Genomic DNA, 25448 nt, shown 5'->3' with positions numbered 1-25448 from the left:
GCTGAGAGGATGGCCGAAATGACCCTCGCAGCTGTCGTCCGCTCCGCCGCCGAGCGTCTTGCCATGGCCGGCGTGCCAGACCCGCTCGTGGACGCCGAACTGCTGGCAGGTCACATCCGAGGACTGCGCAGGGGCGCGGTGCAGGCTGCGATCGTGCGCGGGGACACCGTCGGCGAGCAGGAAGTCGTCGCCTTCGAGGCTCTGGTCACGCGCCGTGCGGCGCGTGAGCCGCTGCAGCACCTGACCGGCGTGGCGCCGTTCCGGCACCTCGAACTCGCGGTGGGTCCCGGTGTGTTCGTTCCGCGACCCGAGACGGAGATCGTCGTCCAGTTCGCGATCGACGCGCTGTCCAACGCCGCGGACCCGGCGCCGATCGGTGTGGATCTGTGCACTGGAAGCGGCGCCATCGCCATGGCGATGGCCACGGAGGTGCCGCACTCGCGTGTGTTCGCCGTCGAGCTCTCGCCCGACGCTCATGCGTGGGCGGTGCGCAACACGGCGGACGCCGAGAACCTCACTCTCGTGCAGGGAGACCTGACCGACTCCCTCCGAGAGCTCGACGGCACGGCATCCGTCGTGATCTCGAACCCGCCGTATGTGCCGGATGATGCGATCCCTCGGGACCCGGAAGTGCGGTTGTTCGACCCCGCGATGGCACTGTACGGCGGGCCGGACGGCCTCGACATCGTACGGGTTCTGAGCACGAGGGCGCTCGCACTCCTCCGCCCGGGCGGGCTGCTGGTGATCGAGCACGGCGAGCTCCAGGGCGAGGCGGTCCGCAGCCTTCTCGCCGCCGACGGCTGGCGGGTGCCGAGGACGCATCCCGATCTGACGCACCGGGACAGGGCGACGACGGCGCTGCGCCCCTGAGCATTCCGCAGGCTCGGCCGTGCTCGTGCACCTAGAATGGTGGGGTCATGTCCTCTGTCTTCGATTGCCGCGATGAGGCACAGCTGCTCGCCGGAATGCGCCACGCTCGTCAGGCGATCGCCAGGGGCGAGCTCATCGTCATGCCCACCGACACGGTCTACGGCATCGCCGCCGACGCGTTCACGCCCTCTGCCGTCCAGCGGCTGCTGGATGCGAAGGGCCGTGGCCGCAATCAGCCGCCGCCTGTGCTCGTGGCCGGTCAGGCGGCGCTTGCCGCCCTCGTGGAGGAGATCCCTGAGCCGGTGCAGAAGCTCGTCGACGAGTTCTGGCCCGGCGGACTGACCATCGTCCTGCCCGCGCAGCCTTCGCTCGCGTGGGATCTCGGCGACACGCTGGGAACCGTCGCGGTGCGCATGCCCGACCAGCGAGTGGCGCTCGAGCTCCTCGAGGAGACCGGTCCTCTCGCCGTGTCGAGCGCGAACCTCACCGGGGAGTCCGCTGCCATCTCCGCCGAGGGCGCGGAGCGGATGCTGGGCGACAGCGTCGCGGTCTATCTCGACGGCGGCATGAGCGCGACGGGCGTGGCATCCACGATCATCGACGCCACATCGCTCGTTCGTCGAGGCGACGGTGAGGGAGACGCGCGGATCCGGCTCCTTCGTGAGGGTGCCGTGACGATGAAGCAGTTGCGCGGCGTCATCGGCGACCTGCTGGATGCGCCGGACGGCGCGGCGTGAAGCAGTACCTCTTCACGATCATCCTCACCGCGACCGTCACGCTCGTGATGTCATGGGTGGTCTGGCAGCTCAGCCTGCGCTTCAAGCTGTATCCCGGCATCCGGGAACGCGACGTTCATACGACTCCCACGCCGCGGCTCGGGGGAGTGGCGATGTTCCTCGGTATCGCCGCCGCCATCGGCGTGTCCGCGGCGAATCCGTTCTTCAGCATCATGTGGGTGCCGCCGCAGACGATGTGGGCCGTGCTCGGCGCCGCGCTGCTCATCGCCATCATCGGCGTGATCGATGACCTCTGGGATCTCGACTGGTTCATCAAGCTCGGCGTGCAGTTCCTCGCTGCCGGGATCATCACGGTGCTCGGCGGGCTGCAGATCCTCTCGCTGCCGCTCGGAGAGATGGTCATCGTCTCCAGTTGGCTGAGCATCGCCGTGACGATGTTCGCGATCGTCGTCGTCATGAACGCGGTCAACTTCATCGACGGACTCGACGGACTGGTCGCGGGCGTCTGCCTCATCGCCAACGGTGTGTTCTTCGCATATTCGTACATCCTCACGCGCGACACGGGAACCAGCAGCTACTTCAACCTGGCGTCATTCCTCGCCGCCGTCGTGATCGGCGCCTGCATCGGTTTCCTGCCCTTGAACTGGAGCCCGGCGAAGCTGTTCATGGGCGACTCGGGTGCCCTGGTGATCGGCCTGCTGATGGCGACATCCGCGATCGCGCTCACCGGCCAGATGTCCTCGAGTGCGATGGACCCGGAGGAATTCGGCCGCTCGCAGCTGCTCGGCGCCTTCATCCCGATCCTGCTGCCGCTCGTGGTCGTCATGCTGCCGTTGCTCGATTTCGGTCTTGCCGTGTTCCGGCGCATGAGGGCCGGCAGGTCGCCCTTCTCGCCGGACCGCAAGCACCTGCACCATCGGATGCTGGATCTCGGTCACCGCGACCGCGACGCCGTCCTGATCTTCTACGCATGGACGGCCGTGATCTCGCTCGCCGTGCTGCTCATGTACATCGGATCGCGTGAGGACTGGCCAGGCCAGTACCTCCCCGGTGTCGCCTTCGGCGTGGTGGGGGTCGCAGCATGCCTCCTCGTCACTCTGCTTCCCACCCGGCGCGCTCCGAGCGTGCCGACCGATCTGCCAGCCACTGATCCTTCAGCCACTGATCCTTCAGCCACTGATCCTTCAACCACCGTGCCGACACCTTCTCCGGAGAACCGATGAGCGACACACCGAAACGTCCGATGCCCGCGATCACCTCGATGCTGCGGCAGGTGCTGATCTGGACGGGCATCGCCGCGATCGTTCTCGTCATCCTCGGCGGGGGCATCGGCTTCCTCGTCGCGGGCGCTGATGGGCTGTGGAGTGGGCTGGCAGGTGTCGCCCTCGCCATCGTCTTCCTGGCGCTGACCCCGCTGAGCGTGCTGATCGCGAACCGCTGGTACGGCAGGGAGATGTTCGCGACGGTCTTCTTCGGGATCGTGATGGGCAGCTGGTTGCTCAAACTGGTCGTGTTCGTCGTCGCCATCGTGATCCTGCGCGGGCAGGACTGGGTAGTCCCGCTGATCATCTTCCTCGCGCTCGTCGCCGGGATCGTGGTGAGCCTGGTGATCGACGCCGTCGTGTTCACGCGGATGCGCATGCCGTACGTCTCAGACGTCTCGCTGCCGGAATCCAACCCCGAAGACCGCGAGGATTCGTGACGCTGGGAAAATCTTGATAGTCTGATTCCGGGTTCGCTGGGCGAGCTTTCGCGTCGTGCGAGATGCTCCGACTCAGCTAGAACTCCCCACCCAAATCGTCGCGTCGATCCTGGTCGATGCCCCGAAGCTGGAGCAACGTTGACTCACGCCGCGAGCCTCCTCGTCCGTCTCGCAACGGACGAATTCCAACCACCGTCGATCGCAGAGTTCTTTCCGGAGATCCTCTTCTCGATCGGCCCGCTCTCAGTGAACCGCATCCATCTGGTGCAGTTTCTGGCGACGATCGTCGTGGTTCTCATCCTCTGGCTCGGCACGCGCAAGCTCAAGCTGATCCCCGGCCGCGGCCAGGGCGTCATCGAGATGCTCTTCGACCTCGTCCGCGTCAACATCGCGCACGACATGATCGGCAAGAAGGACGGCGACCGCTTCCTCCCGCTGCTCACCACGATCTTCTTCATGGTGCTGTTCATGAACATCACGGGTGTCATCCCGTTCCTGAACATCGCAGGCACGAGCATCATCGCCGTGCCGCTGATGCTCGCGGTGATCTCCTACGTCGCGTTCATCTACGCCGGCGTGCGCAAGGGCGTCTGGCACTTCATCCGCAACTCGCTCTTCCCGCCCGGAGTGCCGCCGTTCCTGTACATCATCGTCGCGCCGCTGGAGTTCATCTCGACCTTCATCGTCCGTCCGGTCACGCTCACGCTGCGACTGCTGATGAACATGATGGTCGGCCACCTCATGCTGGTGCTGTTCTTCGCGGCGACCCAGTTCTTCATCTTCTCGATGGGCGGCTTCTGGTCTGTGCTGGGAGCGGGAACGCTCGCCTTCGGCTTCGCCTTCACGGCCTTCGAGATCCTGGTGGCGTTCCTCCAGGCGTACGTCTTCACCATCCTCACCGCGGTCTACATTCAGCTCGCAGTCGCGGACGAACACTAATCGGGGCGCGCCAGCTCCCCTCAATGAAAGGAAACACCTGTGGATCCCAACTCGGTTCTTGCAGCCATCAACATCGACATCACCGGCTCGATCGCCAACGTCGGCTACGGCCTGGCAGCAATCGGCCCGGCCATCGGTGTGGGCATCGTCGTCGGCAAGACGATCGAGGGCATCGCGCGCCAGCCTGAGCTGTCCGGCAAGCTTCAGGGCACCATGTGGATCGGTATCGCCTTCACCGAGGCGCTTGCGTTCGTCGGTATCGGCGTCGCGTTCCTCTTCGGCTACTGATCCTCTCACCCACACGTAAGGAGACAGGATGCTGAACGCTCTTGTCACGCTCGCAGCCGAGGAGCAGAACCCGCTTCTGCCGGCGACGTACGACATCGTCTGGTCAGCCGTCTGCTTCGTCATCATCCTGATCGTGGCCTGGAAGGTCGCTCTCCCGAATGTGGCGAAGATGCTCGACGAGCGCTCCGCCGCCATCGAGGGCAACATCGCCAAGGCCGACGAAGCGCAGAAGCAGGCTGAGGCGGCTCTCGAGGAGTACACGCGTCAGCTCGCCGAGGCTCGTACCGAGGCCGGTGAGATCCGTGAGGCTGCCCGTGAGGACAGCAGGAAGATCGTCGCCGAGGCGAAGGATGCCGCGACGGTCGAGGCCGCACGCGTCACCGCAGCCGCGCACGCGCAGATCGAGGCGGAGCGTCAGACGACGCTCGTCGCGCTGCGCTCCGAGGTCGGCACGCTCGCGATCGACCTCGCCGGTGGCGTGGTCGGCGAGACCCTCTCGGATGATGCGCGTGCGACCGCTGTCGTGGATCGCTTCCTCGCAGACCTTGAGGCGTCAGATCTTCGACAGGCTCAGGTACCGGGCGGGGCTTCCTGATGGGCAGCGCGACCACTCAGGCGCTCGCGGCTTCGACGGCGGCCCTCGCTCAAGCGAAGGACGTCACCCTCGACACGGCCGGTGAGCTCTTCACCGTGGCGCGTCTGGTGGGCGAATCCGGTCAGCTGAGCGGCGCGCTGGCCGACCCGGCTGCTCCTGCGGGCCTGCGTGAGCAGGTCGTCGCGACGGTCTTCGGCACACTGTCGGACACCACGCGTCAGGTGCTCTCTGCTGCAGTCGGGGAGAGGTGGTCCGACGTGGACGGCCTCGTCTCCGGGATCGAGGAACTCGCGATCCGCGCCGCAGCCATCGCCGAGCCCGCGGTCGACATCGAAGGCGAGCTGTTCTCTTTCCTCCGCGTCATCGCCGCGAACCCGGAGCTCGAGCTCGCGCTCGGAACCCGATTGGGCGACGACGATGCGAAGGGCGCGCTCGTCGAGAAGCTGATCGGCGGCACGGCGAGTGCACCGACGACGCTGATCGTCTCCTCGCTCGTCCGGCAGCCACGCGGACGTCGCGTCCGTCAGCTGCTGAACCGTGCGATGAAGATCGTCTCGGCGCAGGGCGACCGCATCGTGGCCACGGTTCAGACCGCGACCCCACTGTCCGCCGCGCAGCGCACCCGTCTCGGCGACGCGCTGGCAGCGCGCTATGACGGCCAGGTCTCGATCAACGAAGTGATCGACCCCACCGTCGTGGGCGGACTGCGTGTGCAGATCGCCGATGACGTCATCGACGGCAGCATCTCCGCGCGGCTCGCCGATCTTCGACAGAAGCTCGCGGGCTAATACGACTTCGCGCGGGGAACCGCGCAGACTCTCTCAATACAAAGGGAAGACAATGGCAGAACTATCGATCAGCCCCGACGTCATCCGTGACGCGCTGAAGGACTTCGCCGCTGCGTACGAGCCCACAGGCGCCGCAGCGACCGAGGTCGGCACCGTCATCGACGCGGCAGACGGCATCGCCCACATCGAGGGGCTGCCGGGCGTGATGGCGAACGAGCTCCTGACGTTCGACAACGGCACGCAGGGCCTCGCGTTGAACCTCGACGAGAGCGAGATCGGCACCGTGGTGCTCGGCGACTTCGCCGGGATCCAGGCCGGTCAGGAAGTCCGCCGCACCGGCGAGGTCCTCTCGGTCGCTGTCGGCGACGGCTACCTCGGACGCGTGGTCGACCCGCTCGGCAACCCGATCGACGGCCTCGGCGAGATCGCATCGGAGGGACGTCGTGAGCTCGAGCTGCAGGCACCGGGTGTCATGCAGCGAAAGAGCGTGCACGAGCCGATGCAGACCGGAATCAAGGCCATCGACGCCATGATCCCCGTCGGCCGCGGCCAGCGTCAGCTCATCATCGGCGACCGCCAGACCGGCAAGACGGCCATCGCGATCGACACGATCATCAACCAGAAGGACAACTGGGCCTCCGGCGATGTCGACAAGCAGGTGCGCTGCATCTACGTCGCCATCGGTCAGAAGGGTTCCACGATCGCCTCCGTCAAGGGTGCGCTCGAGGACGCCGGAGCGATGGAGTACACCACCATCGTCGCCGCTCCTGCCTCCGACCCGGCCGGTTTCAAGTACATCGCGCCCTACACCGGATCCGCGATCGGCCAGCACTGGATGTACAGCGGCAAGCACGTCCTCATCATCTTCGATGACCTGTCGAAGCAGGCAGAGGCGTACCGCGCCGTCTCGCTCCTCCTGCGCCGTCCGCCGGGCCGCGAGGCATACCCTGGCGACGTCTTCTACCTGCACTCCCGTCTGCTGGAGCGTTGCGCGAAGCTGTCCGACGAGCTCGGTGCCGGTTCGATGACGGGTCTCCCGATCATCGAGACCAAGGCGAACGACGTCTCGGCGTACATCCCGACCAACGTGATCTCGATCACCGATGGCCAGATCTTCCTGCAGTCCGACCTCTTCAACGCCAACCAGCGCCCTGCGGTCGATGTGGGCATCTCGGTGTCCCGTGTCGGTGGTGACGCTCAGGTCAAGAGCATCAAGAAGGTCTCCGGAACGCTGAAGCTGGAACTTGCGCAGTACCGATCGCTCGAGGCCTTCGCGATGTTCGCGAGCGACCTCGACGCGACCTCACGTCGTCAGCTCGATCGGGGTGCTCGTCTGACCGAGCTGCTCAAGCAGCCGCAGTACTCGCCGTACCCCGTCGAAGACCAGGTCGTCTCGATCTGGGCCGGCACCAAGGGCAAGCTCGACAAGCTCGAGGTCTCCGATGTGCTGCGCTTCGAGCGCGAGCTCCTCGATCACCTGCGACGCAACACCAAGGTGCTCGACACCCTGCGCGAGACGAACGTCCTCGATGACGACACCGCGGCCGAACTGGAGAAGCAGGTCGACGCTTTCCTGCTCGAGTTCCAGGGTGGCAAGGGCCAGTCCATCGGCGCCGTGGGCCATGAGGAGCACGCAGCCCAGGACGTGGACGACGTCAACCAGGAGAAGATCGTCAAGGGTCGTCGCGCGTAATCGCGTGAGGTACTGAAACATGGGCGCTCAACTCAGGGTCTACAAGCAGAAGATCTCTTCTGCTCAGACGACCAAGAAGATCACGAAGGCGATGGAGCTCATCGCGGCTTCGCGCATTCAGAAGGCGATGGCGCGCGTGCGCGCGTCGTCGCCCTTCGCTCGGGCCGTGACGCAGGCTGTCTCCGCCGTCGCGACGTATTCCAATGTCGATCACCCGCTCACGCGTGAGCCCGAGACGATCCGCCGGTCCGCCGTCGTGGTCTTCTCCTCCGACCGCGGACTCGCGGGTGCCTTCAACTCGCAGATCCTCCGCGAGGCGATGGAAGTCGGCGAGCTGATCCGTTCTCAGGGCAGCGAGCCGGTGTACTACCTCGTCGGTCGCAAGGCCGTCGGATACTTCCAGTTCCGTGGCATCAAGGCCGCTGCAGAGTGGACGGGCGACACGGACACTCCGCAGTTCAAGACGGCCGAGGAGATCTCGGCCACGCTGCTCGAAGCGTTCAACCGCGGCGGTGAGGATGGCGGAGTGGACGAGCTCCACCTCGTCTACAACCGTTTCGTCAGCATGATGACGCAGTCGCCGGAGACGGTGCGCCTGCTTCCGTTGGAGATCGTCGAGAACACCGAGGCCGCTGAGCCGAGCGGAGCGGTGTATCCGCTCTACGAGTTCGAGCCGGATGCCGAGACCGTTCTCGATGCGATCCTGCCGGTGTATCTGCAGAGCCGCATCTTCAACGCTCTGCTGCAGTCGTCGGCGGCCAAGCAGGCCGCGACGCAGAAGGCGATGAAGTCCGCCAGCGACAATGCCGACAAGCTCATCACTGACTACACCCGCCTGCGCAACAACGCGCGTCAGGCGGAGATCACGCAGCAGATCGCTGAGATCGTCGGCGGCGCCGACGCCCTCTCGAGCAAATAGACCATCAAGAAAGAGACGAAGATATGACCCCCACCGCCACAGCTGAGGCTGGGACCGCGGTCGTCGGGCGCGTCGCACGCGTCACGGGCCCGGTCGTCGATATCGAGTTCCCGCACGACTCGATTCCTGACATCTACAACGCGCTGAAGACCACCATCGTCATCGGCGAGGAGTCGACGGAGATCACGCTCGAGGTCGCACAGCACCTCGGCGACGACCTGATCCGCGCGATCGCGCTCAAGCCGACGGACGGCATCGTCCGCGGCCAGGAGGTGCGCGACACCGGCGAGCCGATCTCGGTTCCCGTCGGCGACGTCACCAAGGGCAAGGTCTTCAACGTCATCGGCGAGGTGCTCAACGCCGAGCCTGGCGAGCAGATCGAGATCACGGAGCGCTGGCCGATCCACCGTTCGGCGCCGCCTTTCGACCAGCTCGAGTCGAAGACCCAGATGTTCGAGACCGGCATCAAGTCGATCGACCTTCTCACGCCGTACGTGCTCGGCGGAAAGATCGGCCTCTTCGGTGGTGCTGGTGTCGGCAAGACCGTCCTCATCCAGGAGATGATCCAGCGCGTCGCACAGAACCACGGCGGTGTGTCGGTGTTCGCCGGAGTCGGTGAGCGCACACGTGAGGGCAACGACCTCATCGCCGAGATGGAAGAGGCGGGCGTCTTCGACAAGACTGCTCTCGTCTTCGGCCAGATGGACGAGCCGCCGGGAACGCGTCTGCGCGTCGCCCTTTCGGCCCTGACGATGGCGGAGTACTTCCGTGACGTGCAGAAGCAGGACGTTCTGCTGTTCATCGACAACATCTTCCGCTTCACGCAGGCAGGTTCCGAGGTCTCCACGCTGCTGGGCCGCATGCCCTCCGCTGTGGGCTACCAGCCGAACCTCGCTGACGAGATGGGCCTCCTCCAGGAGCGCATCACCTCGACCCGCGGCCACTCGATCACCTCACTGCAGGCGATCTACGTTCCCGCCGATGACTACACCGACCCGGCTCCGGCGACGACCTTCGCGCACCTCGACGCGACGACCGAGCTCAGCCGTGAGATCGCGTCGAAGGGTCTGTACCCCGCCATCGACCCGCTGACCTCGACCTCGCGCATCATGGACCCTCGCTACCTGGGCGAGGACCACTACCGCGTCGCCACCACGGTCAAGCAGATCCTCCAGAAGAACAAGGAACTGCAGGAGATCATCGCGATCCTCGGTGTCGACGAGCTCTCCGAAGAGGACAAGATCGTCGTGTCGCGTGCACGTCGCATCCAGCAGTTCCTCTCGCAGAACACCTACATGGCGAAGAAGTTCACCGGTGTCGAGGGCTCGACCGTTCCTCTCAAGGAGACGATCGAGTCGTTCGACGCGATCGCGAAGGGTGACTTCGATCACGTTGCCGAGCAGGCCTTCTTCAACGTCGGTGGCATCTCCGACGTCGAAGAGCGCTGGGCTCAGCTCCAGAAGGAGAACGGCTGATCATGGCTCTGAACGTCAGCCTCGTCTCCGCGGACGCGGAGGTCTGGACGGGAGACGCGACTCTCGTCGTCGCCAAGACCGTCGAGGGTGAGATCGGAATCATGAGCGGTCACGAGCCGATCCTGGCGATCCTCGCAGAGGGCCAGGTGCGCATCACGCGCGCCGACGGCAGCAAAGTGCTCGCGAACGCGCAGGACGGCTTCCTCTCCATGGAAGGCAGCCAGCTGACGATCGTCGCCGGCAACGCGGCCCTCATCGCCTGAGCGCACTCATCACGTACGCGTCCGCCTGTCACCCTCGAGTTGACGGGCGGGCGCGTTCTCGTCTGCTGTCACCGATCTGATTCGGCATCTCGAGCCCCATGAAAATACTCCTCCCTCCCTCCGAGACCAAGCGCCCAGGCGGGTCGGGTGCCCCGTTGGCGATCGACTCCCTCGCGCTGCCTGCTCTGGCTGCCGAACGAACTGCCGTCGTGACGGCGCTCATAGGACTCGCGGCGGATCCGGCCGCAGCCAGGCGCGTGCACAAGCTCAGCGACCGTCAACTCGGCGACATCGACCACAATGCCGCTCTGGGTTCCGCGCCGACCATGGCCGCGGTCGACCGCTACACGGGCGTTCTCTACGATGCCCTGGATGCGACGTCGTTGGACGCCGTTGCCAGGCGATGGCTGGACAGGCACGTGTGGATCCATTCGGCGCCGTTCGGTCCGATCGCCGCGCTCGATGCGATTCCGACGTATCGGCTCGCGGCGGGCACGTCGCTTCCCGGGATCGCGCCGTTGCGTCGGCACTGGGCGCTCGCGACGTCAGAGGCGATGGCTCAAGACGCGCCAGGGTTCGTCCTGGACCTCCGCAGCGAGGCCTATGTCGCACTCGGCCCGGTACCGGCATCCGTGCCGTACGCGTACGTGCGTGTCGTGACAGGTGAAGGACGTGCCCTCAACCACTTCAACAAGAAGGCCAAGGGCGAACTCGTGCGAGCGCTGGCCGAGGACCGACCCAGGGTGCGCTCCCTCGCAGCCCTGCAGGGATGGGCGCGTGCACGATCGATCACCATCCGGCAGGCGGAGCAGGCAGGCGTGCTCGAGCTCGTGACGGAGACCTGAGCGTCGTGTCGACACATCACGATGCGGGTGAGTGTGTCATTGCCAGTGAGCGGATGACCCCGCTACCATGGCCAATGCGCGAAGCGAAGGCTTCGTAACCGGGGGGCGAGGTTCGCTCCCTGTCTTCAAGGATTGAGAGTCTCATGTCCTCCTACGATTCCCAAAGCCTCGCGATACTCGGGGCGGTGTACCTCGTCGGGTTCCTCGTCGCCGTCGCCATCTACGTCATCGGTTCGATCTTCATGATGAAGATCTTCGAAAAGGCCGGCGTCCAGGGTAAATGGCGCGCGTGGATCCCGGTATACAACAGCATGGTGTTCCTCAAGCTGGGTGACCTCAGTCCGTGGTTGTTCCTCTACGCGATCGGTGCGACGATCGTGCTCGGCTGGATCCCGGTGATCGGCCAGGTCCTCGGCCTCGCATCCTTCGCCCTCATGACTCTCGCGGCTTACCGCATCGGTCTCAAGCTCGGCAAGACTCCGGCCTGGGTCGTGCTGTATGCCCTGGGTATCATCACCGCCGGCATCACGTCCCTCATCTGGCTCGGAATCAATGCGTTCGACAAGTCGCGCTGGAACCCGCAGATCCCGGCCTCCCCTTGGGGCGGCAACGCGTTCTTCGCCGACCGCACCGCGTGGGACGGCATCCCGGTTCAGCCTTCGGCGCAGGTCGCACCCGGTGCGGCCCCCGGCTACGGCGCAGCCCCGCAGGGATACGCACCGCCGCAGGGATACGGTCCGCCGCAGGGGTACCAGCAGCCTGCTCCGGGTTACCAGCAGCCCGCTGCGCCCGGCTACCAGCCACCGGCTGCTCCCGGATACCAGCCGCCGGCCGGCCCCGCGACGCCTCCCGCAGGGCCCGTGACGCCGCCGGCTGCACCGTCCACGCCGCCGGCAGCACCGGCCACTCCGCCGGCCGCACCGACGACGCCGCCCGCGACTCCGCCGGCACCGCCCGCCGCTCCACCGGCACCGCCGACGCAGCCACCAGCCTGATGAGCTGAACGAAGGACCCTCGATCGTGATCGGGGGTCCTTCGTCGTACCCGGCGGAGATTCCGATAGCGTGGACACATGGCCATGTCGTAGTTCCACTACGATGTGTGAGAATCCTGCGGCCACTCGCACCGCCGCATCCAACCCGGAGGAACCCTTTGTCTGAGACGTCCACGCAGACCCATCGCGTCGCGGCCCCGGACGGCGGGGAGATCGTCCTGGTCTGGGCTGGAGTGACCGATACCGGGCGTCGCCGGGACAACAATCAGGATGCGTTCCTGGCGCAGTACCCGCTGTTCGTCGTGGCAGACGGCATGGGCGGGCACGCGGGCGGGGAGATCGCGAGTCAGAGTACGATCACGCGCCTGCAGGAGGTCGTCGACTCCGGCGAGGTCGGCACCGCTGCCATCGAGAATGCCCTCACGCAGGCTGTGGGCGACATCGCCTCGCACCCGGAGACCACTGACGAAGGAACCGGTACTACTCTCACCGGCATCTTCTTCGACACGACGGACGACGAACCCCGGTGGGTCTCGCTCAATATCGGCGATTCCCGTGTCTATCTGCTTCGTGATGAGCGGCTGGTTCAGGTCACGACCGACCATTCCGTGGTGCAGGAGCTGATCAGCTCGGGACGGCTCAGCGCGGAGGAGGCGGAGAGCCACCCCTATAGCAACGTCATCACACGCGCTGTCGGGGCGAGCGAGCTCACGCCGCCGGACTACCTCGGAATCGAGGTGCTCGACGGTGACCGGTTCGTGATCTGCTCCGACGGATTGACCAAGGAGCTCACCGATTACGGCATCCAGCATTTCCTGCGTGAGCAGGCGGACCCCGCAGTCGCCGCTGACGCGATGCTGGCTGCGGCGCTGGAGAACGGCGGCCGCGACAATGTGACGCTCATCGTCGTTCAGGTGGAGCGGCCGGGGCACGCTCCTGCCGCAGGTGATGACGCGGTCACGACCGAAGACGAATCATCCTCCGAATCTTCCTCCACAGCGGAGCCCACCGAAGAATAGCTCCGCGGAGCTGTGGACAACGGCATCCGCCGTGTTCGGATGCCGTGCAATGAGGTCATGGACCTCGAACCGCTCACGCTTCCCGCTGCTGCCGCCGAGCCACGACGGCAGTCCGTACCGGTGCTCGCCGCCGTCGTGCCGATCGCCGCGGGCATCGTGCTCTGGCTCATCACCGGATCGATATTCTCACTCGCTTTCGCGGCGCTCGGCCCGCTGATGATCGGCGCTTCGCTGCTGGACGGTCTGCGCACTCGACGCCGCGAACGACGGGCCGCAGCCGATGACGAGACGGCCGGGTGGCGTCGCGCAGAGCAGGACCTCATGCGACGGCATCAGACCGAACGTCGTGAGCTGCGGCGTGTCCATCCGGACGCGGCCGCGTCCGTCGTGGATGCGCCCCTGCGCGATCTTCGGCCGATCGACGATTCGACACCGATCGTCGTCGGTTCAGGCGCCAGGCGCAGTGCCCTCCGGGTGACCGGCGATGACGGCGAACGCGCACGTGCCTTCAGAGAGCGCGCATCGCAGGTGAAGGGCGTTCCGATCGCCGTCGCGATGGGACGCGGAATCTGCCTGCGCGGACCCGCGGCCGTCGCCGGCGCTGCCGCGAGGGCGCTGGTGGTGCAGCTGTGCCTGCGTCATTCGTCTGGACAGCTCGCACTCATCGGCGGGGGACTGGAGGTGCTCGGGCTCGCAGGCTTTCCGCATGCCGGAAGACCCAGGCGCGGGGCGTGGCGGCTCGCCGTAGTGGTGGGGGATGAGGAATGTCCGGATGCTTCCGCGCAGATACGCGTGTGCGAGACGGATGGCGAAGTGCCTGAGGGTGTGACGACACTCATCGACTTCGCAGATCCGGCACGAGCGCGGCTGCGTACCTCGGCAGGCATCGAGGGGATCGCTGTGGAATGCCTCTCCCGCGCGCAGGCGATGGCGATCGCCGCGGGCAGCGCCGAACGGGAGGGCGAGGCGGCACAGTTGCCGGACGTGGTGGCGCTGGGTGAGCTTGCGATGACTGCGGAGCCGGGTCGTGCAGGTCTTGCGGCCGTGATCGGTCGCACAGAGAGCACCGACGTCGTGCTCGACCTCGTAGAGGACGGCCCGCACGCCATCGTGACGGGGATGACCGGGTCGGGCAAGAGTGAACTGCTCGTGACCTGGATCGCCTCGATGGCGCGCTCGCACGGCCCGGACGAGGTGGCATTCGTACTGGCTGACTTCAAGGGCGGCACCGCATTCGACCCGCTGCGGGCGCTTCCGCACGTCGCCGCGGTGATCACCGATCTCGACGAGGAGGGCGCGCGCCGCGGAGTGGAGAGCCTCACGGCGGAGCTTCGTCGTCGCGAGGCGGTGCTCGCCGAACTCGGCGTGCGAAGTGTCTCCGAGGCGTCTGGTCGGCTCGGCCGACTCGTGATCGTCGTCGATGAGTTCGCCGCGCTTCTGCAGGAGCATCCGGACCTCGGCGCTGTGTTCTCAGACGTCGCAGCCCGTGGCAGAGCGCTCGGGATGCACCTCATCCTCGGCACGCAGCGAGCGGCCGGTGTCATCCGTGACGGGCTCGCGGCGAACTGCCCGCTTCGGGTGAGTCTGCGGGTGACCGAGGCCGCGGACAGCCGACTCGTCATCGGATCCGATGACGCGGCCGAGCTCCCGGGCGGCGCGGCCTCCAGGGGCCTCGCATTCGTCCGGCGTCCGCAGGACACGGCAGCGGTGGCCGTGCGTGTCGCTCTCACGGGTGCGGGCGACCTGCGCCAGATCGGCGCCCGCTGGTCTGACGCCGGCGAGCCGGCGAGCCCGTGGCTCGCGCCGTTGCCACGAAGGCTCGATCTCGATGAGCTGGTCACCGCCTACCCCCACGAGGGCGCATTGCTGGTCGGACTCACGGATGAGCCGGAACGACAGCGTCAGAGACCCATGCTGCTGCGGCCCGGAATCGACCGTGGGCTTGCCGTGATCGGGGGCAGCAGCTCAGGGCGCACGTCTGTGCTGCGCGCCCTGGCGACCCAGAGCACACGGTCGATGCTGTTGCGTGCCGAACCCGAGCGCGCCTGGGATGCGCTGGCCGAGCTGCTCGACGCCGGCGCGGACGCACCGGAACTCGTGCTGTGCGACGACCTCGATCAGCTCCTCGCAGCCTTCCCGGTGGAGTACGCGCAGGCGTTCCTGGAACGGATGGAGAAGCTGGTGCGGTCGGCTGCGGCGCGAGGATGCACCGTCGTCATCACGACAGGGCGCGCGTCCGGCCAGACTGCACGCGTGCTCGAGGCACTGCCGACGCGGATGCTGCTGCGGATGGGTACCAAGATGGAGCACCTCGCCGCAGGCGGGGACAACGACGGCTACCGTCGCGACCGTCCGGCAGGTCGTGCCAGAGTCGATGATCGTGAGGTGCAGGTCGTCTGGGTTGAAGCAACCGGCGAAACGGATGCCGCCGGAACCGGCGCCGTGGAACGGTGGACCCCGACCGCGCGAGTGGTCGGCGTGATCGCACTCGGCGTCCGACGGGTCGTGGAGGGCTTGCGAGCCGCCTATCCCGATCACGTGGTCTCGCCGGTCGCGGATCAGCATCAGGATGCTCCGTCGGCGCTGCCGGTGGTCGGAGTGCCGGGGGCCGCGATCTCAGCCGGGGCCGCGCCGACGATACTGGTCGGCGACGCCGACAGCTGGCAGCGCCAGTGGCCGCTGTGGCAGCGGATTCGCCTCGAGGGCGAGATGCTGTTCCTCGCCGAATGCGGGGGAGAGCTGCGGTCATTCGCGAGCATCCGAGAGTTGCCGCCGTTCGCCGAGCCGCATGCGGGCCGGGCCTGGACGATCCATGACGGTCGCGCCCCGCAGCGCGTCGTCATCCCCGAACTGGACGCCTCGCGGTGATGGGCGCGCGCACGGCTGATTCCGCACCGGATCTCACAGCACGGATGCGATCGCGCTCGCCTCCAGGCCGTGGGCGACTGCCACGCCATCGTTGATCACGGCGCCCTTCGCGGTGTTGAGTCCGCTCGCGAGTGCGGCGTCCGCGCCGAGCGCGTCGCGCCAGCCGCGGGATGCGATCTGGCGCACGTAGGGCAACGTCGCGTTCGTGAGAGCCGAGGTCGAGGTGTTCGGCACCGCCCCTGGCATGTTCGCAACGCAGTAGAACACGGTGTCGTGCACCCCGAACGTCGGGTTGTCATGCGTTGTCGGGTGCGTGTCCTCGAAGCAGCCGCCCTGGTCGACGGCGATATCGACGAGCACGCTACCGGGTCGCATCTGGGCCACCATATCGTTCGTGACGAGCTTCGGCGCCCGCGCACCCGGGATCAGCACCGATCCGATGACGAGATCGGAGTCGATCACCGCGCGGCGCAGGTCCAGCGGATTGGAGGCCGCCGTCTTCACCCGTCCAGCGAAGTGGTCGTCCAGCATCCGCAGTCTCGGGATGTTCGTGTCGAAGATCGTGACATCCGCGCCCATGCCGCTCGCGATGACCGCGGCGTTCGCTCCGGCCACGCCGCCGCCGATCACTGTGACCGTCGCCGGTCGGGTGCCCGGCACGCCGGACATGAGCAGTCCGAGGCCGCCGTTGGAGCGCAGCAGGGTGTTGGCGCCGACGAGCGGGGCGAGCCGCCCGGCGACCTCGCTCATCGGCGCGAGAAGCGGAAGCCCGCCTCCGGGAAGCTGCACCGTCTCGTATGCGATCGCTGTGACGCGGTCGGCGAGGAGCCGGTCGGTCAGCGGACGGTCGGCGGCCAGGTGCAGGTAAGTGAACAGGGTGAGGTCGTCGCGGAAGTGGTCGTATTCACTCGCGATCGGCTCCTTGACCTTCAGCAGAAGTTCGGCGCGCGCCCAGACCTCTGCGGCGTCGTCCAGCATCGTCGCGCCGGCTTCGGCGTACTCGGCGTCGGGCATGGACGAGCCGACGCCTGCTCCGGACTGCACGAAAACCTCGTGACCGGAACGCACCAGATCGTGCACTCCCGCCGGTGTCAGAGCGACACGGTACTCGTTGTTCTTGACCTCGGTGGGGACGCTGATCCTCATCGTGGCTCCTCTCCTCCCTCGACTCTGAGGGGATACTGCCCCGGGTCAGGGCATCAGACGGCGGCGCCGGGACGGATCATCCCGACGTCGCTCCCTCCGCCGAGGACGGCGAGGGGAAGTGCGTTGGCGAGCGTCGCCAGATCGGCTTCGCTCAGTGCTCCGGCGCGAGCGAGCAGTGTCGCCGCGACGATCACGAGTGCGCGTGCGCCGCCGTCGAGCATCTTGAGCACGACGGTCGTACCGTCAGGGGCGACCATCGTCATGATCCCTTCAGCACCGCTCTTGGCGAACACGCCGAGTGTCTCGATCGCGATCGTGTCCGCTCGTCCGGGGCCCTCGATCGTCCACGGGTTCTCCTTGACAGCGCGGACAAGGGTGCCCGCGACCCGATGCAGGGCGAACGGCGATCGCTCGGAGGCGGACCCGATCCGGTGAATGGCACGTCCGAGCCCGGCGAGGGTGATCGCGTGGATCGGCGCACCGCATCCGTCCACCGCCGTGTGCGCGATCTTCTCGCCGCTCAGGCGTTCGACCACCTCGCGGATGTGAAGCTGCAGCGGATGCGACGGATGCAGATATCCCTCGGTCGGCCAGCCGGTGGCGACGCACGCGCGAAGCATCGCGGCATGCTTGCCGGAGCAGTCCATTCGGATGCGCGTGGGTCGTCCGTGCTCTCGGACGAGTTCGTCGCGCGTGCCGGTGTCTCGCGGCCACGTCGAGGGACAGCCGAGGTCGTCTTCTGTGAGACCGCCGGCGGTCAGGATCTCGCGGACCAGATCGACGTGACGATCGGTGCCGACGTGACTCGCCGTGGAGATCGCCAGCTGTTCACCCGCCAGCTCGGCGCCCGCAGTGACGCATGCGATGGCCTGAAGCGGCTTCAGACTGGAGCGGGGGAGGACCAACGCGTCAGGGTTTCCCAACCGGCGCACGACATCTCCGTCCGGCGACAGGACGATGGCCGAACCGGCATGGCGGGATTCGATGAGTCCGCTGCGTTCGACGACGGCGAGTTCGACAGCATCCGCAACAGTGAAAGTCTCCAGCACGCCACCAGCCTAACGCCGACGTCGCCGACGGCACCGAGCCGCACCGAGCCGCACCGTGTCAGACTGACCTCATGACTCTCGGCGAACACCGGTACGCACTCACCGCCACCTGGCAGGGCAACCGCGGCACCGGAACGAGCGGGTACCGCGACTACTCCAGAGACGTCACGATCGAGGTCGAAGGCAAGCCGGTCATGCTCGCGTCGGCCGACAAGCCGTTCCGCGGTGATCCGGAGCGCTGGAACCCTGAGGACATGCTGATCGCCTCATTGTCCGAGTGCCACCTGCTGTCGTATCTGCATGCATGCGTCGGTGCAGGCGTGGTCGTCGTGTCCTACATCGACCGCGCCAGCGGAGTGATGCGCGAGGACGGCAGAGGCGGAGGCGCCTTCACCGAGGTTCTGCTGCGTCCTGAAGTCGTCGTCGCGGATGCGTCGATGATCGAGGCAGCCGAGAGCGCCCACAAGGACGCGCACCGGATGTGCTTCATCGCGAACTCGGTGAACTTCCCGGTCCGCCACGAGGCATCGGTCACGTCTCGCTGAGGGCGCTCGGGCCGGCCGGTCCCTGAGCCCGTCGAAGGGTCAGCGCCGCTCGTGCGGAAGAGCCTGTTTGATCTTCTCGATCGGGCCCTGAGCGGGGGGCTCGTTGTACATGCCGGCGAGTTCCTGGCCGCTGAGCGCGTGGATCGCCGCCATGATCTCGTCGGTCGCGAGACGTCGTGCCTTGCCGCTGCCGGCTGCGCCGTGCACCGTCACATCGATCGGATCCCCGAATCGGACGGTGATGCGCTCGCTGAGCGAAGGCATCTTCGCACCTTTCGGCATTGCCATGTCCGTGCCGACGAGTCCGACCGGAACCACGGGTGCACCGGTCTGCAGCGCGAGGAACGCCACCCCGGTTCGCCCTTTGTAGAGCCGGCCGTCCGTGGAGCGAGTGCCTTCGGGGTAGAGCGCGACGGCCAGTCCCTGCTCGAGCAGCAGACGCTGCTGATCCAGCGCATCGAGCGCGGCCTGTCCGGCGCCGCGGCGCACCGGTATCGCACCGATCGACTGGAAGAAGGTCCGCGACACGGCGCCCTTGAACCCTGGGCCCTCGAAGTACGCCGATTTGGCGAGGAAGTGCACCGGACGTGGCGCCGCGACCGGGATCGCGATCGAGTCGATGAACGACAGATGGTTGCTCGCGAAGATGACCGGGCCGTCGAGAGGGACGCGGTCGCGTCCCTCGACGCGCGGGCGGTAGACGAGCCGTGCCAGCGAGCCGATCACAGCTCGTCCGAACGCGTATGCGGCGCCGGCTCTGCGCGGCGATGATGCTTCCTCCCTGGTCTGCTCCTGATCCGATTCTTCGGTCGGCTCGGGAACGGCAGACTGCTCAGAGGTCATCAGATCAGGCTACTCCGCGATTCATGCCATCCGTGGAATGCGACGCGTGCGGTGCGATGCGCCCCGACGCCGGATGCTTCTCAGCGAGGGCAAAGGCGAATAAGACATCATGGAGTGTCCCTCCCCACGATCACGAGGTCTCACTTTGCGCAATCGCCCGCTCATCGCTCTGTCCACCATCGCCGTCGCGACCATGATTCTGGCCGGCTGCTCTGGCACGAAGGGCACGACCGCAGACGACACCGAGGCTCCGGCCGCCGACCTGTGCTCGGCGACCGTCGAACCGGGTGATGCCTCTGACGGAGTGAAGGTGGAAGGCGACTTCGGCACAGCTTCGACGGCGAACTTCCAGCTCGGCGAGAAGGTTGAAGAGGCGCAGCGGACGGTCATCAGCGAGGGCGACGGTGACAAGGCCGCCAACGGCGACTACGTCAGCTACGCCTTGAGCGCATTCGACGGCGACACGGGCGAGCGGCTCGGCGATGCGGGATACACCGAGGGAGAACTGCTTCCTGCCGCGCTGACCGCTGATGCGCCGCTCGGACAGCTCATCGGCTGCGCGAGTGTCGGGTCGCGCCTGTCCATCGTCTTCCCGACGACCGAGGACGCGGCCGCGCAGTACTACGTGCTGGACGTCCTCGACGTGGTCCCCACCGCAGCATGGGGCGAGGAGCAGGCACCGGTCGCCGGCATGCCCGTCGTCACGCTCGACGATGACGGTGCCCCCACGGTCGAGATCCCGGATGCCGCGGCTCCCACAGAAGTGCAGATCTCGGTACTGAAGCAGGGCGATGGCATCGCGGTGGGCGATGGGGACACGACGCTTCTCCAGTACCACGGCGTCGGCTGGGAGACCGGCGAGACCTTCGACTCGTCGTGGGCGAAGGGCGCCCCGATCACGAGTGAGGGCAACGGCTACGTTCCCGGGTTCGTCCAGGCACTCGCCGGACAGAAGGTCGGCTCTCAGGTGCTCGTCGTCGTCCCGCCGGCAGCGGGATACGGAGAGGGCGAGATCAACGACGAAGACCTCAAGGGTCAGACACTCGTCTTCGTGATCGACATCCTCGCCACGATGCATCCTGCCGCGGCGTAGCACTTCACGGCTTCGCACTTCGCGGCTTCGTCCTTGGCGGCTTCGCCGGGAAGGACGCGCCCGCGCATTAGGCTGACGGTATGCGTCGTATCATCGTCCTCGGCTCGACCGGTTCCATCGGCACTCAGGCACTGGATGTGATCCGCGCCAATCCTCGTCGTTTCGAGTTGGTCGGGCTCTCGGCAGGTGGCAACGCCGAACTGCTCGGCGAGCAGGCTGCGCAGTTCCAGGTCGAAGACACGGCATTGGGCGCGCACGAGTCGGAGCAGCTGGTGCGCGACGTCGAGGCTGATGTCGTGCTCAACGCGATCACCGGATCGATCGGGCTCGGTTCGACGCTCGCGGCGCTCAAGGCCGGTCGCACCCTGGCGCTCGCCAACAAGGAATCGCTCATCGTCGGCGGCGAACTGGTGAAGTCGGCAGCGGCCGAGGGTCAGATCGTGCCCGTCGACTCGGAGCACTCCGCGCTCGCGCAGGCGCTGCGCTCCGGGACGCATGATGAGATCAGGCGCCTCATCGTCACAGCATCCGGCGGTCCGTTCCGCGGACGCACGCGGGACGAGATGGCGGAAGTGACCCCCGCCGAGGCACTCGCGCATCCGACCTGGGCGATGGGGCGTGTCGTGACGACGAACTCCGCCACCATGGTGAACAAGGGGCTCGAGGTCATCGAGGCGCATCTGCTGTTCGATGTCGAGTACGAGGACATCCAGGTGGTCGTGCACCCGCAGTCGATCGTGCACTCGATGGTCGAGTTCATCGACGGCTCGACCATCGCTCAGGCGTCACCGCCGGACATGCGGCTGCCCATCTCGCTCGCGCTGGACTGGCCGCATCGTATCGGCGGGGTCGGACGTCCGCTGGACTGGACGAAGGCGAGCAGCTGGGATTTCGAACCGCTCGACGATGCGGCGTTCCCCGCCGTCGCGCTGGCCAAGAGCGTCGGACGCGCGGGCCGGACCTTCCCTGCGGTCTTCAACGCGGCCAATGAGCAGGCGGTCGAAGCGTTCCATGAGGGTCGGCTTCCATTCCTCGGCATAGTCGACACGATCGCGAGGGTGGTCGATGCCCATGAGTCGCCCGACCAGCTGACGATCGAGTCGCTCGCGCAGGCCGAGACCTGGGCGCGCGAGACCGCGGACCGCCTGATCGCGCAGCAGTAGACGCCTCGGTCGGTGAGCCTGTCGAACGGTCAGTCGGAGTACGGCACCGGCCAGTGCGGCTCCGGCACACGCCACCCGGCGTCGCGCAGAGCGCGGCGGGCCAGCTCGCGAGCCGAGTACGGCGTGCGGACGCCGCGGATGTCCCGGTAGTCCTGGTGTCCTGGGCCCGCCCAGAGGATCGCATCGCCGTCGCCGACAAGGCCCACCGCTGCGATGATCGCCTTCTCCGGCGGGGAGTACTCGTGGATCTCGGCATCCGGCCTGGCCATTCTTGCGCCCTCGATCAGCGTGGCGCGGATCGACTCCGGGTCCTCGAAACGGGGATGGTGGTCGGTGACCACGAGGATGTCACTGCCGAGCACGGCCGTGCGGCCCATGTCGTGACGCTTCGTGGCGTCGCGATCGCCGTCGGCCCCGAACAGCATGAGAGTGCGCCCCGGCGTCACGCGGCGGATCGCAGCCAGGGTCTTCTCGAACGCGTCGGGTGAATGGCCGAAGTCGACGAAGACCGCGGGGCCTTGTTCGCCGGAGACGAGCTCGGTGCGCCCTGGCAGGTACGCATCGATGCGTCCGTCTCGTTCGAGCGCCGCGGTGATGCGCTCCCACTCGTATCCGCCCTCGAGCAGCATGACGATCGCGAGGGCCGCGTTCGCCGCCATGTGCGGGCCGATCACAGGCACGACCGCGGTGAGGGTGCGCCCCTGCGGGCCGGTCATCGTGAAGCGGGTGCCGCGCTGACGCTCCTCGTCGATCGTGACCACCCAGTCGGCGTCACCGGCAACGGATGCGTCCGCGGCGATCGCGGGGGTGCCGACGGTCACGACGGGGATCTCGGCGGCTGCGACGACGTCGACGCCGGACGCCGAGTCGAGGCAGATCACCGCACGCCTGGCGCGGTCCGGCTTGAACAGGGGGAGCTTCGCGGCGAAGTACTCCTCCATGTCGGCGTAGTCGTCGAGGTGGTCGTGGCTGAGGTTCGTGAAGCCGGCGACGTCGAACACGAGTCCGTCGACGCGCTTGCGCGACAGCGCCTGAGCACTGACTTCGACGGCGACGGCTTCGACCGCTCGTTCGCGCATGAGTGCGAGGAGGGCGTGCATCTCGGATGCTTCGGGTGTCGTGAGCCTGGAGACGATGACCTCACCGGCGATGTGCCGTTCCGCGGTGGAGGAGAGGCCGGTCACGACGCCGAGCTGGTCGAGGATTCCCTCGAGCAGATGCGAGACGCTCGTTTTGCCGTTCGTGCCGGTGGTCGCGAACAGCAGAGGCAGCTCGTCATCGGCGCCGGTCCCGTAGACCCAGGCGCTGAGGGCTCCGAGCACGCCGCGCGGATCGTCGACGATCACGATCGGCAGACCGATGTTGCCTGCGATGTCGGCGCCGGCCTCATCGGTGATGATGGCTACGGCACCCTTCTCCGCGGCCGCGGGTGAGAACACCGCTCCGTGCTGATTCACACCCTGGATGGCGACGAATGCCTCTCCGGCGCGGAGATCGGCGGTCGCGAGGGTGATGCCGGTGAGGGTGACGCCTGCGGTGTCTCCGCGGGTGGCGGTGGCGAAGCGGGTGGCGAGATCCGTCAGGTTCCGCTGTGGCGGAGCGTCTGGACGGAGCACGGGAGGAAGGCTGGGCTGTGTGGTCGACATGGCATCACCATGATCTCATGAGCGGGTGCCCGAGACACGTTCAGGCGGGTCCCTCGCTGAGCGTCCTCCTGAGCATTCGAGTGCTCCGTGTGCGCAGCATCCGCCTTGCTCTCGTCGCTTGCGGCCACCGTCACGACCGGCGCCGGCGGATCCCGAGACGGATCGTCGGGTGGTGGCCGCCACTGACATGCGACGGCCGGCGTCAGCGGGGCCGGGGCCATGACCTGGAGGCCCCGAATCCAGCCTATGCGGCGGATTCCTAGTTCGCGCGCAGTAGCGTTGGGACGTGGAAATCCTGCTGTACGTCACCGGCATCCTGTTCATGCTGGTCGGGCTCGGTCTGTCGATCGGTCTGCATGAGATCGGGCACCTCGTGCCCGCCAAGCTCTTTGGCGTGCGCGTGGGGCAGTACATGATCGGTTTCGGGCCCCGGCTGTGGTCGAAGAAGATCGGCGAGACCGAGTACGGGTTCAAGGTGCTGCCGCTCGGCGGATTCATATCGATGTCCGGCATGTATCCGGCATCCGACGGCAGGCCAGTGCGCGGGCTGTTCCGCACCCTCGTGCAGGACGCCCGATCCGCCAACGATGAGACGATCGCTGAAGGCGCCGAGGAACGCGTCTTCTACAGGCTGCCGATGTGGAAGCGGATCGTGGTCATGCTCGGCGGTCCGGTCATGAACCTGATCCTCGCCGTCATCATCTTCACCGTGCTCGCATCGGGCATCGGCCTCCAGCAGGGAACGACGACGATCGCAGGAGTCAACGAGTGCGTGCTGCCTGCGGGCACGTCACAGACGGAGTGCGAACCCGGCGATCCGGCGACGCCGGCTGCTGGGGCCGGCGTGCTCCCGGGTGACGTGCTGGTCTCGGTCGACGGCACGCCGGTGTCGACCTTCGCTGAGGCGAGCGACATCGTGCAGGCGGCTCCAGGGCAGCGCTTGGACATGGTCGTCTCGCGCGACGGCGAGAATGTGGATCTGACGATCACGCCCATCTCTGCGGAGCGGGAACTCACGGATGCGTCGGGGCAGCCCCTGCTCGACGAAGACGGCGAGCAGATCGTCGCCGAGGTCGGCTACGTCGGCATGCTCTCGCAGATGGGGTATGTGCCGCAGCCGATCGGCGTGGGCCCGGAGCTCGCCGGGGAGAACGTCGGACGCGTGGTCGGCCTGATCGGGACGTTGCCGGTGAAGCTGTGGGATGTCGGGGTGTCGCTGTTCACCGGCGCCGATCGCGATCCTGACGGTCCGCTCAGCGTGGTCGGCGTCGGTCGCCTCGCCGGAGAGGTCGCCGCGACGGATGCTCCGGTCCTCAACCGGTTCGTCGTGCTGCTCAACCTTCTCGGGTCGCTCAACGTCGCGCTGTTCGTCTTCAACCTGATCCCGCTGCTGCCGCTTGATGGCGGTCACGTCGTCGTGGCGCTGTGGGACGGGATCCGGCGCGCGTGGGCGAAGGTGTTCCGTCGACCGCAGCCTGCTCCAGTCGACGCGACGCGGCTCGTACCGCTGACCGTGATCGTGGCGGTGCTGCTGATCGGGATGGGTGCGCTGCTTATGATCGCGGATGTCGTGAACCCGGTGGATCTGCTCGGATAGGGGCTCCAACTCTTCCTCCACGGGTGTGGGGTTTCGGGTGGTTGTGCACAGTTCGTGAAGGTGGTCTGATCTGGGGTTTGAATGTCGGTGGCCCCTTGTTGAATGGGGGTATGAGATCACTGGCGGAGGAGTTGGAGGGCATCGATCGGTTGTTGGCCGATGCGATGGGCTCCTCTGGTGCGGGTGGTGATCTTCGCGTCGCTGATGACGCCGAGCTTCTGGATGGCTGGTGGGACCCCTACGCCAAATGGCGATCCCCCCACCTCGACTACCAAGCCGTCGACGAAGCCCTCGACCACGAACGCCACACCGAACCCGAATCCACATGGAACACCCCGTGACAGCGTCTCGTGTACACGACGAGACGGTGC

General features: G+C 66.9%; 25 protein-coding genes. 21 read left to right on the top strand and 4 right to left on the bottom strand.

Annotation, left to right across the window (positions count from 1 at the left end; translation table 11 throughout):
- Positions 1 to 9 precede the first annotated feature (9 nt).
- The 16 genes from prmC to J1M43_RS10170 all read left to right on the top strand — a co-directional run bounded on the left by prmC (position 10) and on the right by J1M43_RS10170 (position 15995).
- On the top strand, positions 10 to 870 hold the full coding sequence (gene prmC / locus J1M43_RS10245; RefSeq protein ID WP_033104661.1) for a peptide chain release factor N(5)-glutamine methyltransferase: 861 nt from the start codon (positions 10 to 12) through the stop codon (positions 868 to 870).
- Positions 871 to 917: 47 nt separating this feature from the next.
- A complete protein-coding gene (locus J1M43_RS10240) occupies positions 918 to 1607 on the top strand; it encodes an L-threonylcarbamoyladenylate synthase (protein WP_033104660.1) in 690 nt (229 codons plus the stop codon).
- Positions 1604 to 2830: an MraY family glycosyltransferase gene (locus J1M43_RS10235; RefSeq protein WP_206476608.1), complete on the top strand. Its 1227-nt coding sequence runs from the start codon at positions 1604 to 1606 to the stop codon at positions 2828 to 2830. Before J1M43_RS10240 ends, J1M43_RS10235 begins: the two co-directional genes overlap by 4 nt.
- A complete protein-coding gene (locus tag J1M43_RS10230; RefSeq protein WP_052166651.1) occupies positions 2827 to 3309 on the top strand; it encodes a hypothetical protein in 483 nt (160 codons plus the stop codon). The genes J1M43_RS10235 and J1M43_RS10230 overlap by 4 nt, the downstream gene beginning before the upstream one ends.
- A gap of 138 nt (positions 3310 to 3447) precedes the next feature.
- Complete coding sequence (gene atpB / locus J1M43_RS10225; RefSeq protein ID WP_033104659.1) at positions 3448 to 4248, top strand: F0F1 ATP synthase subunit A; 801 nt, start codon at positions 3448 to 3450, stop codon at positions 4246 to 4248.
- A gap of 39 nt (positions 4249 to 4287) precedes the next feature.
- The gene (gene atpE / locus J1M43_RS10220) at positions 4288 to 4536 is read left to right on the top strand and encodes a F0F1 ATP synthase subunit C (RefSeq protein ID WP_033104658.1); all 249 of its coding nucleotides are present in this window, start codon (positions 4288 to 4290) and stop codon (positions 4534 to 4536) included.
- Between the two features lie 28 nt (positions 4537 to 4564).
- Complete coding sequence (locus J1M43_RS10215; protein WP_033104657.1) at positions 4565 to 5131, top strand: F0F1 ATP synthase subunit B; 567 nt, start codon at positions 4565 to 4567, stop codon at positions 5129 to 5131.
- Positions 5131 to 5919: a F0F1 ATP synthase subunit delta gene (locus J1M43_RS10210; protein ID WP_206476607.1), complete on the top strand. Its 789-nt coding sequence runs from the start codon at positions 5131 to 5133 to the stop codon at positions 5917 to 5919. The genes J1M43_RS10215 and J1M43_RS10210 overlap by 1 nt, the downstream gene beginning before the upstream one ends.
- A 52-nt stretch (positions 5920 to 5971) precedes the next feature.
- Entirely contained in the window at positions 5972 to 7612 is a 1641-nt protein-coding gene (atpA, locus tag J1M43_RS10205; protein WP_033104655.1) for a F0F1 ATP synthase subunit alpha, read from the top strand.
- 19 nt (positions 7613 to 7631) lie between these two features.
- Entirely contained in the window at positions 7632 to 8531 is a 900-nt protein-coding gene (locus J1M43_RS10200; protein WP_033104654.1) for a F0F1 ATP synthase subunit gamma, read from the top strand.
- A 23-nt stretch (positions 8532 to 8554) separates the two neighbouring features.
- Positions 8555 to 10006: a F0F1 ATP synthase subunit beta gene (gene atpD, locus J1M43_RS10195; protein ID WP_033104653.1), complete on the top strand. Its 1452-nt coding sequence runs from the start codon at positions 8555 to 8557 to the stop codon at positions 10004 to 10006.
- A 2-nt stretch (positions 10007 to 10008) separates the two neighbouring features.
- Positions 10009 to 10269: a F0F1 ATP synthase subunit epsilon gene (locus tag J1M43_RS10190; protein WP_033104652.1), complete on the top strand. Its 261-nt coding sequence runs from the start codon at positions 10009 to 10011 to the stop codon at positions 10267 to 10269.
- A 98-nt stretch (positions 10270 to 10367) separates the two neighbouring features.
- On the top strand, positions 10368 to 11114 hold the full coding sequence (locus J1M43_RS10185) for a YaaA family protein (protein WP_206476606.1): 747 nt from the start codon (positions 10368 to 10370) through the stop codon (positions 11112 to 11114).
- A gap of 143 nt (positions 11115 to 11257) precedes the next feature.
- Entirely contained in the window at positions 11258 to 12109 is an 852-nt protein-coding gene (locus J1M43_RS10180; protein ID WP_206476605.1) for a large exoprotein, read from the top strand.
- 157 nt (positions 12110 to 12266) lie between these two features.
- Complete coding sequence (locus J1M43_RS10175; RefSeq protein ID WP_033104650.1) at positions 12267 to 13127, top strand: PP2C family serine/threonine-protein phosphatase; 861 nt, start codon at positions 12267 to 12269, stop codon at positions 13125 to 13127.
- A 57-nt stretch (positions 13128 to 13184) separates the two neighbouring features.
- Complete coding sequence (locus tag J1M43_RS10170) at positions 13185 to 15995, top strand: FtsK/SpoIIIE domain-containing protein (RefSeq protein ID WP_206476604.1); 2811 nt, start codon at positions 13185 to 13187, stop codon at positions 15993 to 15995.
- Between the two features lie 33 nt (positions 15996 to 16028).
- On the opposite strand, the gene ald is transcribed toward J1M43_RS10170, so the two are convergent.
- The gene (ald, locus tag J1M43_RS10165) at positions 16029 to 17141 is read right to left on the bottom strand and encodes an alanine dehydrogenase (RefSeq protein WP_206476603.1); all 1113 of its coding nucleotides are present in this window, start codon (positions 17139 to 17141) and stop codon (positions 16029 to 16031) included.
- Positions 17142 to 17194: 53 nt separating this feature from the next.
- The gene (locus J1M43_RS10160; RefSeq protein WP_206476602.1) at positions 17195 to 18190 is read right to left on the bottom strand and encodes an asparaginase; all 996 of its coding nucleotides are present in this window, start codon (positions 18188 to 18190) and stop codon (positions 17195 to 17197) included.
- Positions 18191 to 18261: 71 nt separating this feature from the next.
- On the opposite strand from J1M43_RS10160, the gene J1M43_RS10155 reads away from it, so the two are divergent.
- Positions 18262 to 18735, top strand: coding sequence for an OsmC family protein (locus tag J1M43_RS10155; protein ID WP_033104647.1), 474 nt, complete (start codon positions 18262 to 18264; stop codon positions 18733 to 18735).
- 39 nt (positions 18736 to 18774) lie between these two features.
- On the opposite strand, the gene J1M43_RS10150 is transcribed toward J1M43_RS10155, so the two are convergent.
- Entirely contained in the window at positions 18775 to 19578 is an 804-nt protein-coding gene (locus J1M43_RS10150) for a 1-acyl-sn-glycerol-3-phosphate acyltransferase (protein ID WP_033104646.1), read from the bottom strand.
- Positions 19579 to 19723: 145 nt separating this feature from the next.
- On the opposite strand from J1M43_RS10150, the gene J1M43_RS10145 reads away from it, so the two are divergent.
- Positions 19724 to 20671: an FKBP-type peptidyl-prolyl cis-trans isomerase gene (locus tag J1M43_RS10145; RefSeq protein WP_033104645.1), complete on the top strand. Its 948-nt coding sequence runs from the start codon at positions 19724 to 19726 to the stop codon at positions 20669 to 20671.
- A gap of 80 nt (positions 20672 to 20751) precedes the next feature.
- Entirely contained in the window at positions 20752 to 21834 is a 1083-nt protein-coding gene (gene dxr, locus J1M43_RS10140) for a 1-deoxy-D-xylulose-5-phosphate reductoisomerase (protein WP_033104644.1), read from the top strand.
- Between the two features lie 29 nt (positions 21835 to 21863).
- Here dxr and J1M43_RS10135 read toward each other — a convergent pair whose 3' ends face one another.
- Positions 21864 to 23480, bottom strand: a complete 1617-nt coding sequence (locus J1M43_RS10135) for a Mur ligase family protein (RefSeq protein ID WP_206476601.1) — start codon at positions 23478 to 23480, stop codon at positions 21864 to 21866.
- Positions 23481 to 23766: 286 nt separating this feature from the next.
- Here J1M43_RS10135 and J1M43_RS10130 point away from each other — a divergent pair, with 286 nt between their 5' ends.
- Positions 23767 to 25077, top strand: coding sequence for an RIP metalloprotease (locus tag J1M43_RS10130; RefSeq protein WP_206476600.1), 1311 nt, complete (start codon positions 23767 to 23769; stop codon positions 25075 to 25077).
- Positions 25078 to 25187: 110 nt separating this feature from the next.
- Positions 25188 to 25418, top strand: coding sequence for a hypothetical protein (locus J1M43_RS10125; RefSeq protein WP_206475544.1), 231 nt, complete (start codon positions 25188 to 25190; stop codon positions 25416 to 25418).
- Positions 25419 to 25448: the final 30 nt, after the last annotated feature.

Origin of the sequence: Microbacterium sp. KRD172 (assembly GCF_017168295.1) — a bacterium.
GTDB classification, from domain to species: domain Bacteria; phylum Actinomycetota; class Actinomycetes; order Actinomycetales; family Microbacteriaceae; genus Microbacterium; species Microbacterium profundi.
The sequence above is the reverse complement of the archived record's forward strand: the minus strand, read 5'-3'. Positions and strand labels throughout refer to the sequence as shown.

Coding starts and splice junctions, on each gene's coding strand:
- J1M43_RS10230 (WP_052166651.1), top strand. CDS start 2,827: ATGAGCGACACACCGAAACGTCCGATGCCCGCGATCACCTCGATGCTG.
- J1M43_RS10240 (WP_033104660.1), top strand. CDS start 918: ATGTCCTCTGTCTTCGATTGCCGCGATGAGGCACAGCTGCTCGCCGGA.
- ald (WP_206476603.1), bottom strand. CDS start 17,141: ATGAGGATCAGCGTCCCCACCGAGGTCAAGAACAACGAGTACCGTGTC.
- dxr (WP_033104644.1), top strand. CDS start 20,752: ATGCGTCGTATCATCGTCCTCGGCTCGACCGGTTCCATCGGCACTCAG.
- prmC (WP_033104661.1), top strand. CDS start 10: ATGGCCGAAATGACCCTCGCAGCTGTCGTCCGCTCCGCCGCCGAGCGT.
- atpD (WP_033104653.1), top strand. CDS start 8,555: ATGACCCCCACCGCCACAGCTGAGGCTGGGACCGCGGTCGTCGGGCGC.
- J1M43_RS10215 (WP_033104657.1), top strand. CDS start 4,565: ATGCTGAACGCTCTTGTCACGCTCGCAGCCGAGGAGCAGAACCCGCTT.
- J1M43_RS10150 (WP_033104646.1), bottom strand. CDS start 19,578: ATGACCTCTGAGCAGTCTGCCGTTCCCGAGCCGACCGAAGAATCGGAT.
- atpA (WP_033104655.1), top strand. CDS start 5,972: ATGGCAGAACTATCGATCAGCCCCGACGTCATCCGTGACGCGCTGAAG.
- J1M43_RS10180 (WP_206476605.1), top strand. CDS start 11,258: ATGTCCTCCTACGATTCCCAAAGCCTCGCGATACTCGGGGCGGTGTAC.
- J1M43_RS10190 (WP_033104652.1), top strand. CDS start 10,009: ATGGCTCTGAACGTCAGCCTCGTCTCCGCGGACGCGGAGGTCTGGACG.
- J1M43_RS10210 (WP_206476607.1), top strand. CDS start 5,131: ATGGGCAGCGCGACCACTCAGGCGCTCGCGGCTTCGACGGCGGCCCTC.
- J1M43_RS10200 (WP_033104654.1), top strand. CDS start 7,632: ATGGGCGCTCAACTCAGGGTCTACAAGCAGAAGATCTCTTCTGCTCAG.
- J1M43_RS10170 (WP_206476604.1), top strand. CDS start 13,185: ATGGACCTCGAACCGCTCACGCTTCCCGCTGCTGCCGCCGAGCCACGA.
- J1M43_RS10155 (WP_033104647.1), top strand. CDS start 18,262: ATGACTCTCGGCGAACACCGGTACGCACTCACCGCCACCTGGCAGGGC.
- J1M43_RS10185 (WP_206476606.1), top strand. CDS start 10,368: ATGAAAATACTCCTCCCTCCCTCCGAGACCAAGCGCCCAGGCGGGTCG.
- J1M43_RS10125 (WP_206475544.1), top strand. CDS start 25,188: ATGAGATCACTGGCGGAGGAGTTGGAGGGCATCGATCGGTTGTTGGCC.
- J1M43_RS10135 (WP_206476601.1), bottom strand. CDS start 23,480: ATGTCGACCACACAGCCCAGCCTTCCTCCCGTGCTCCGTCCAGACGCT.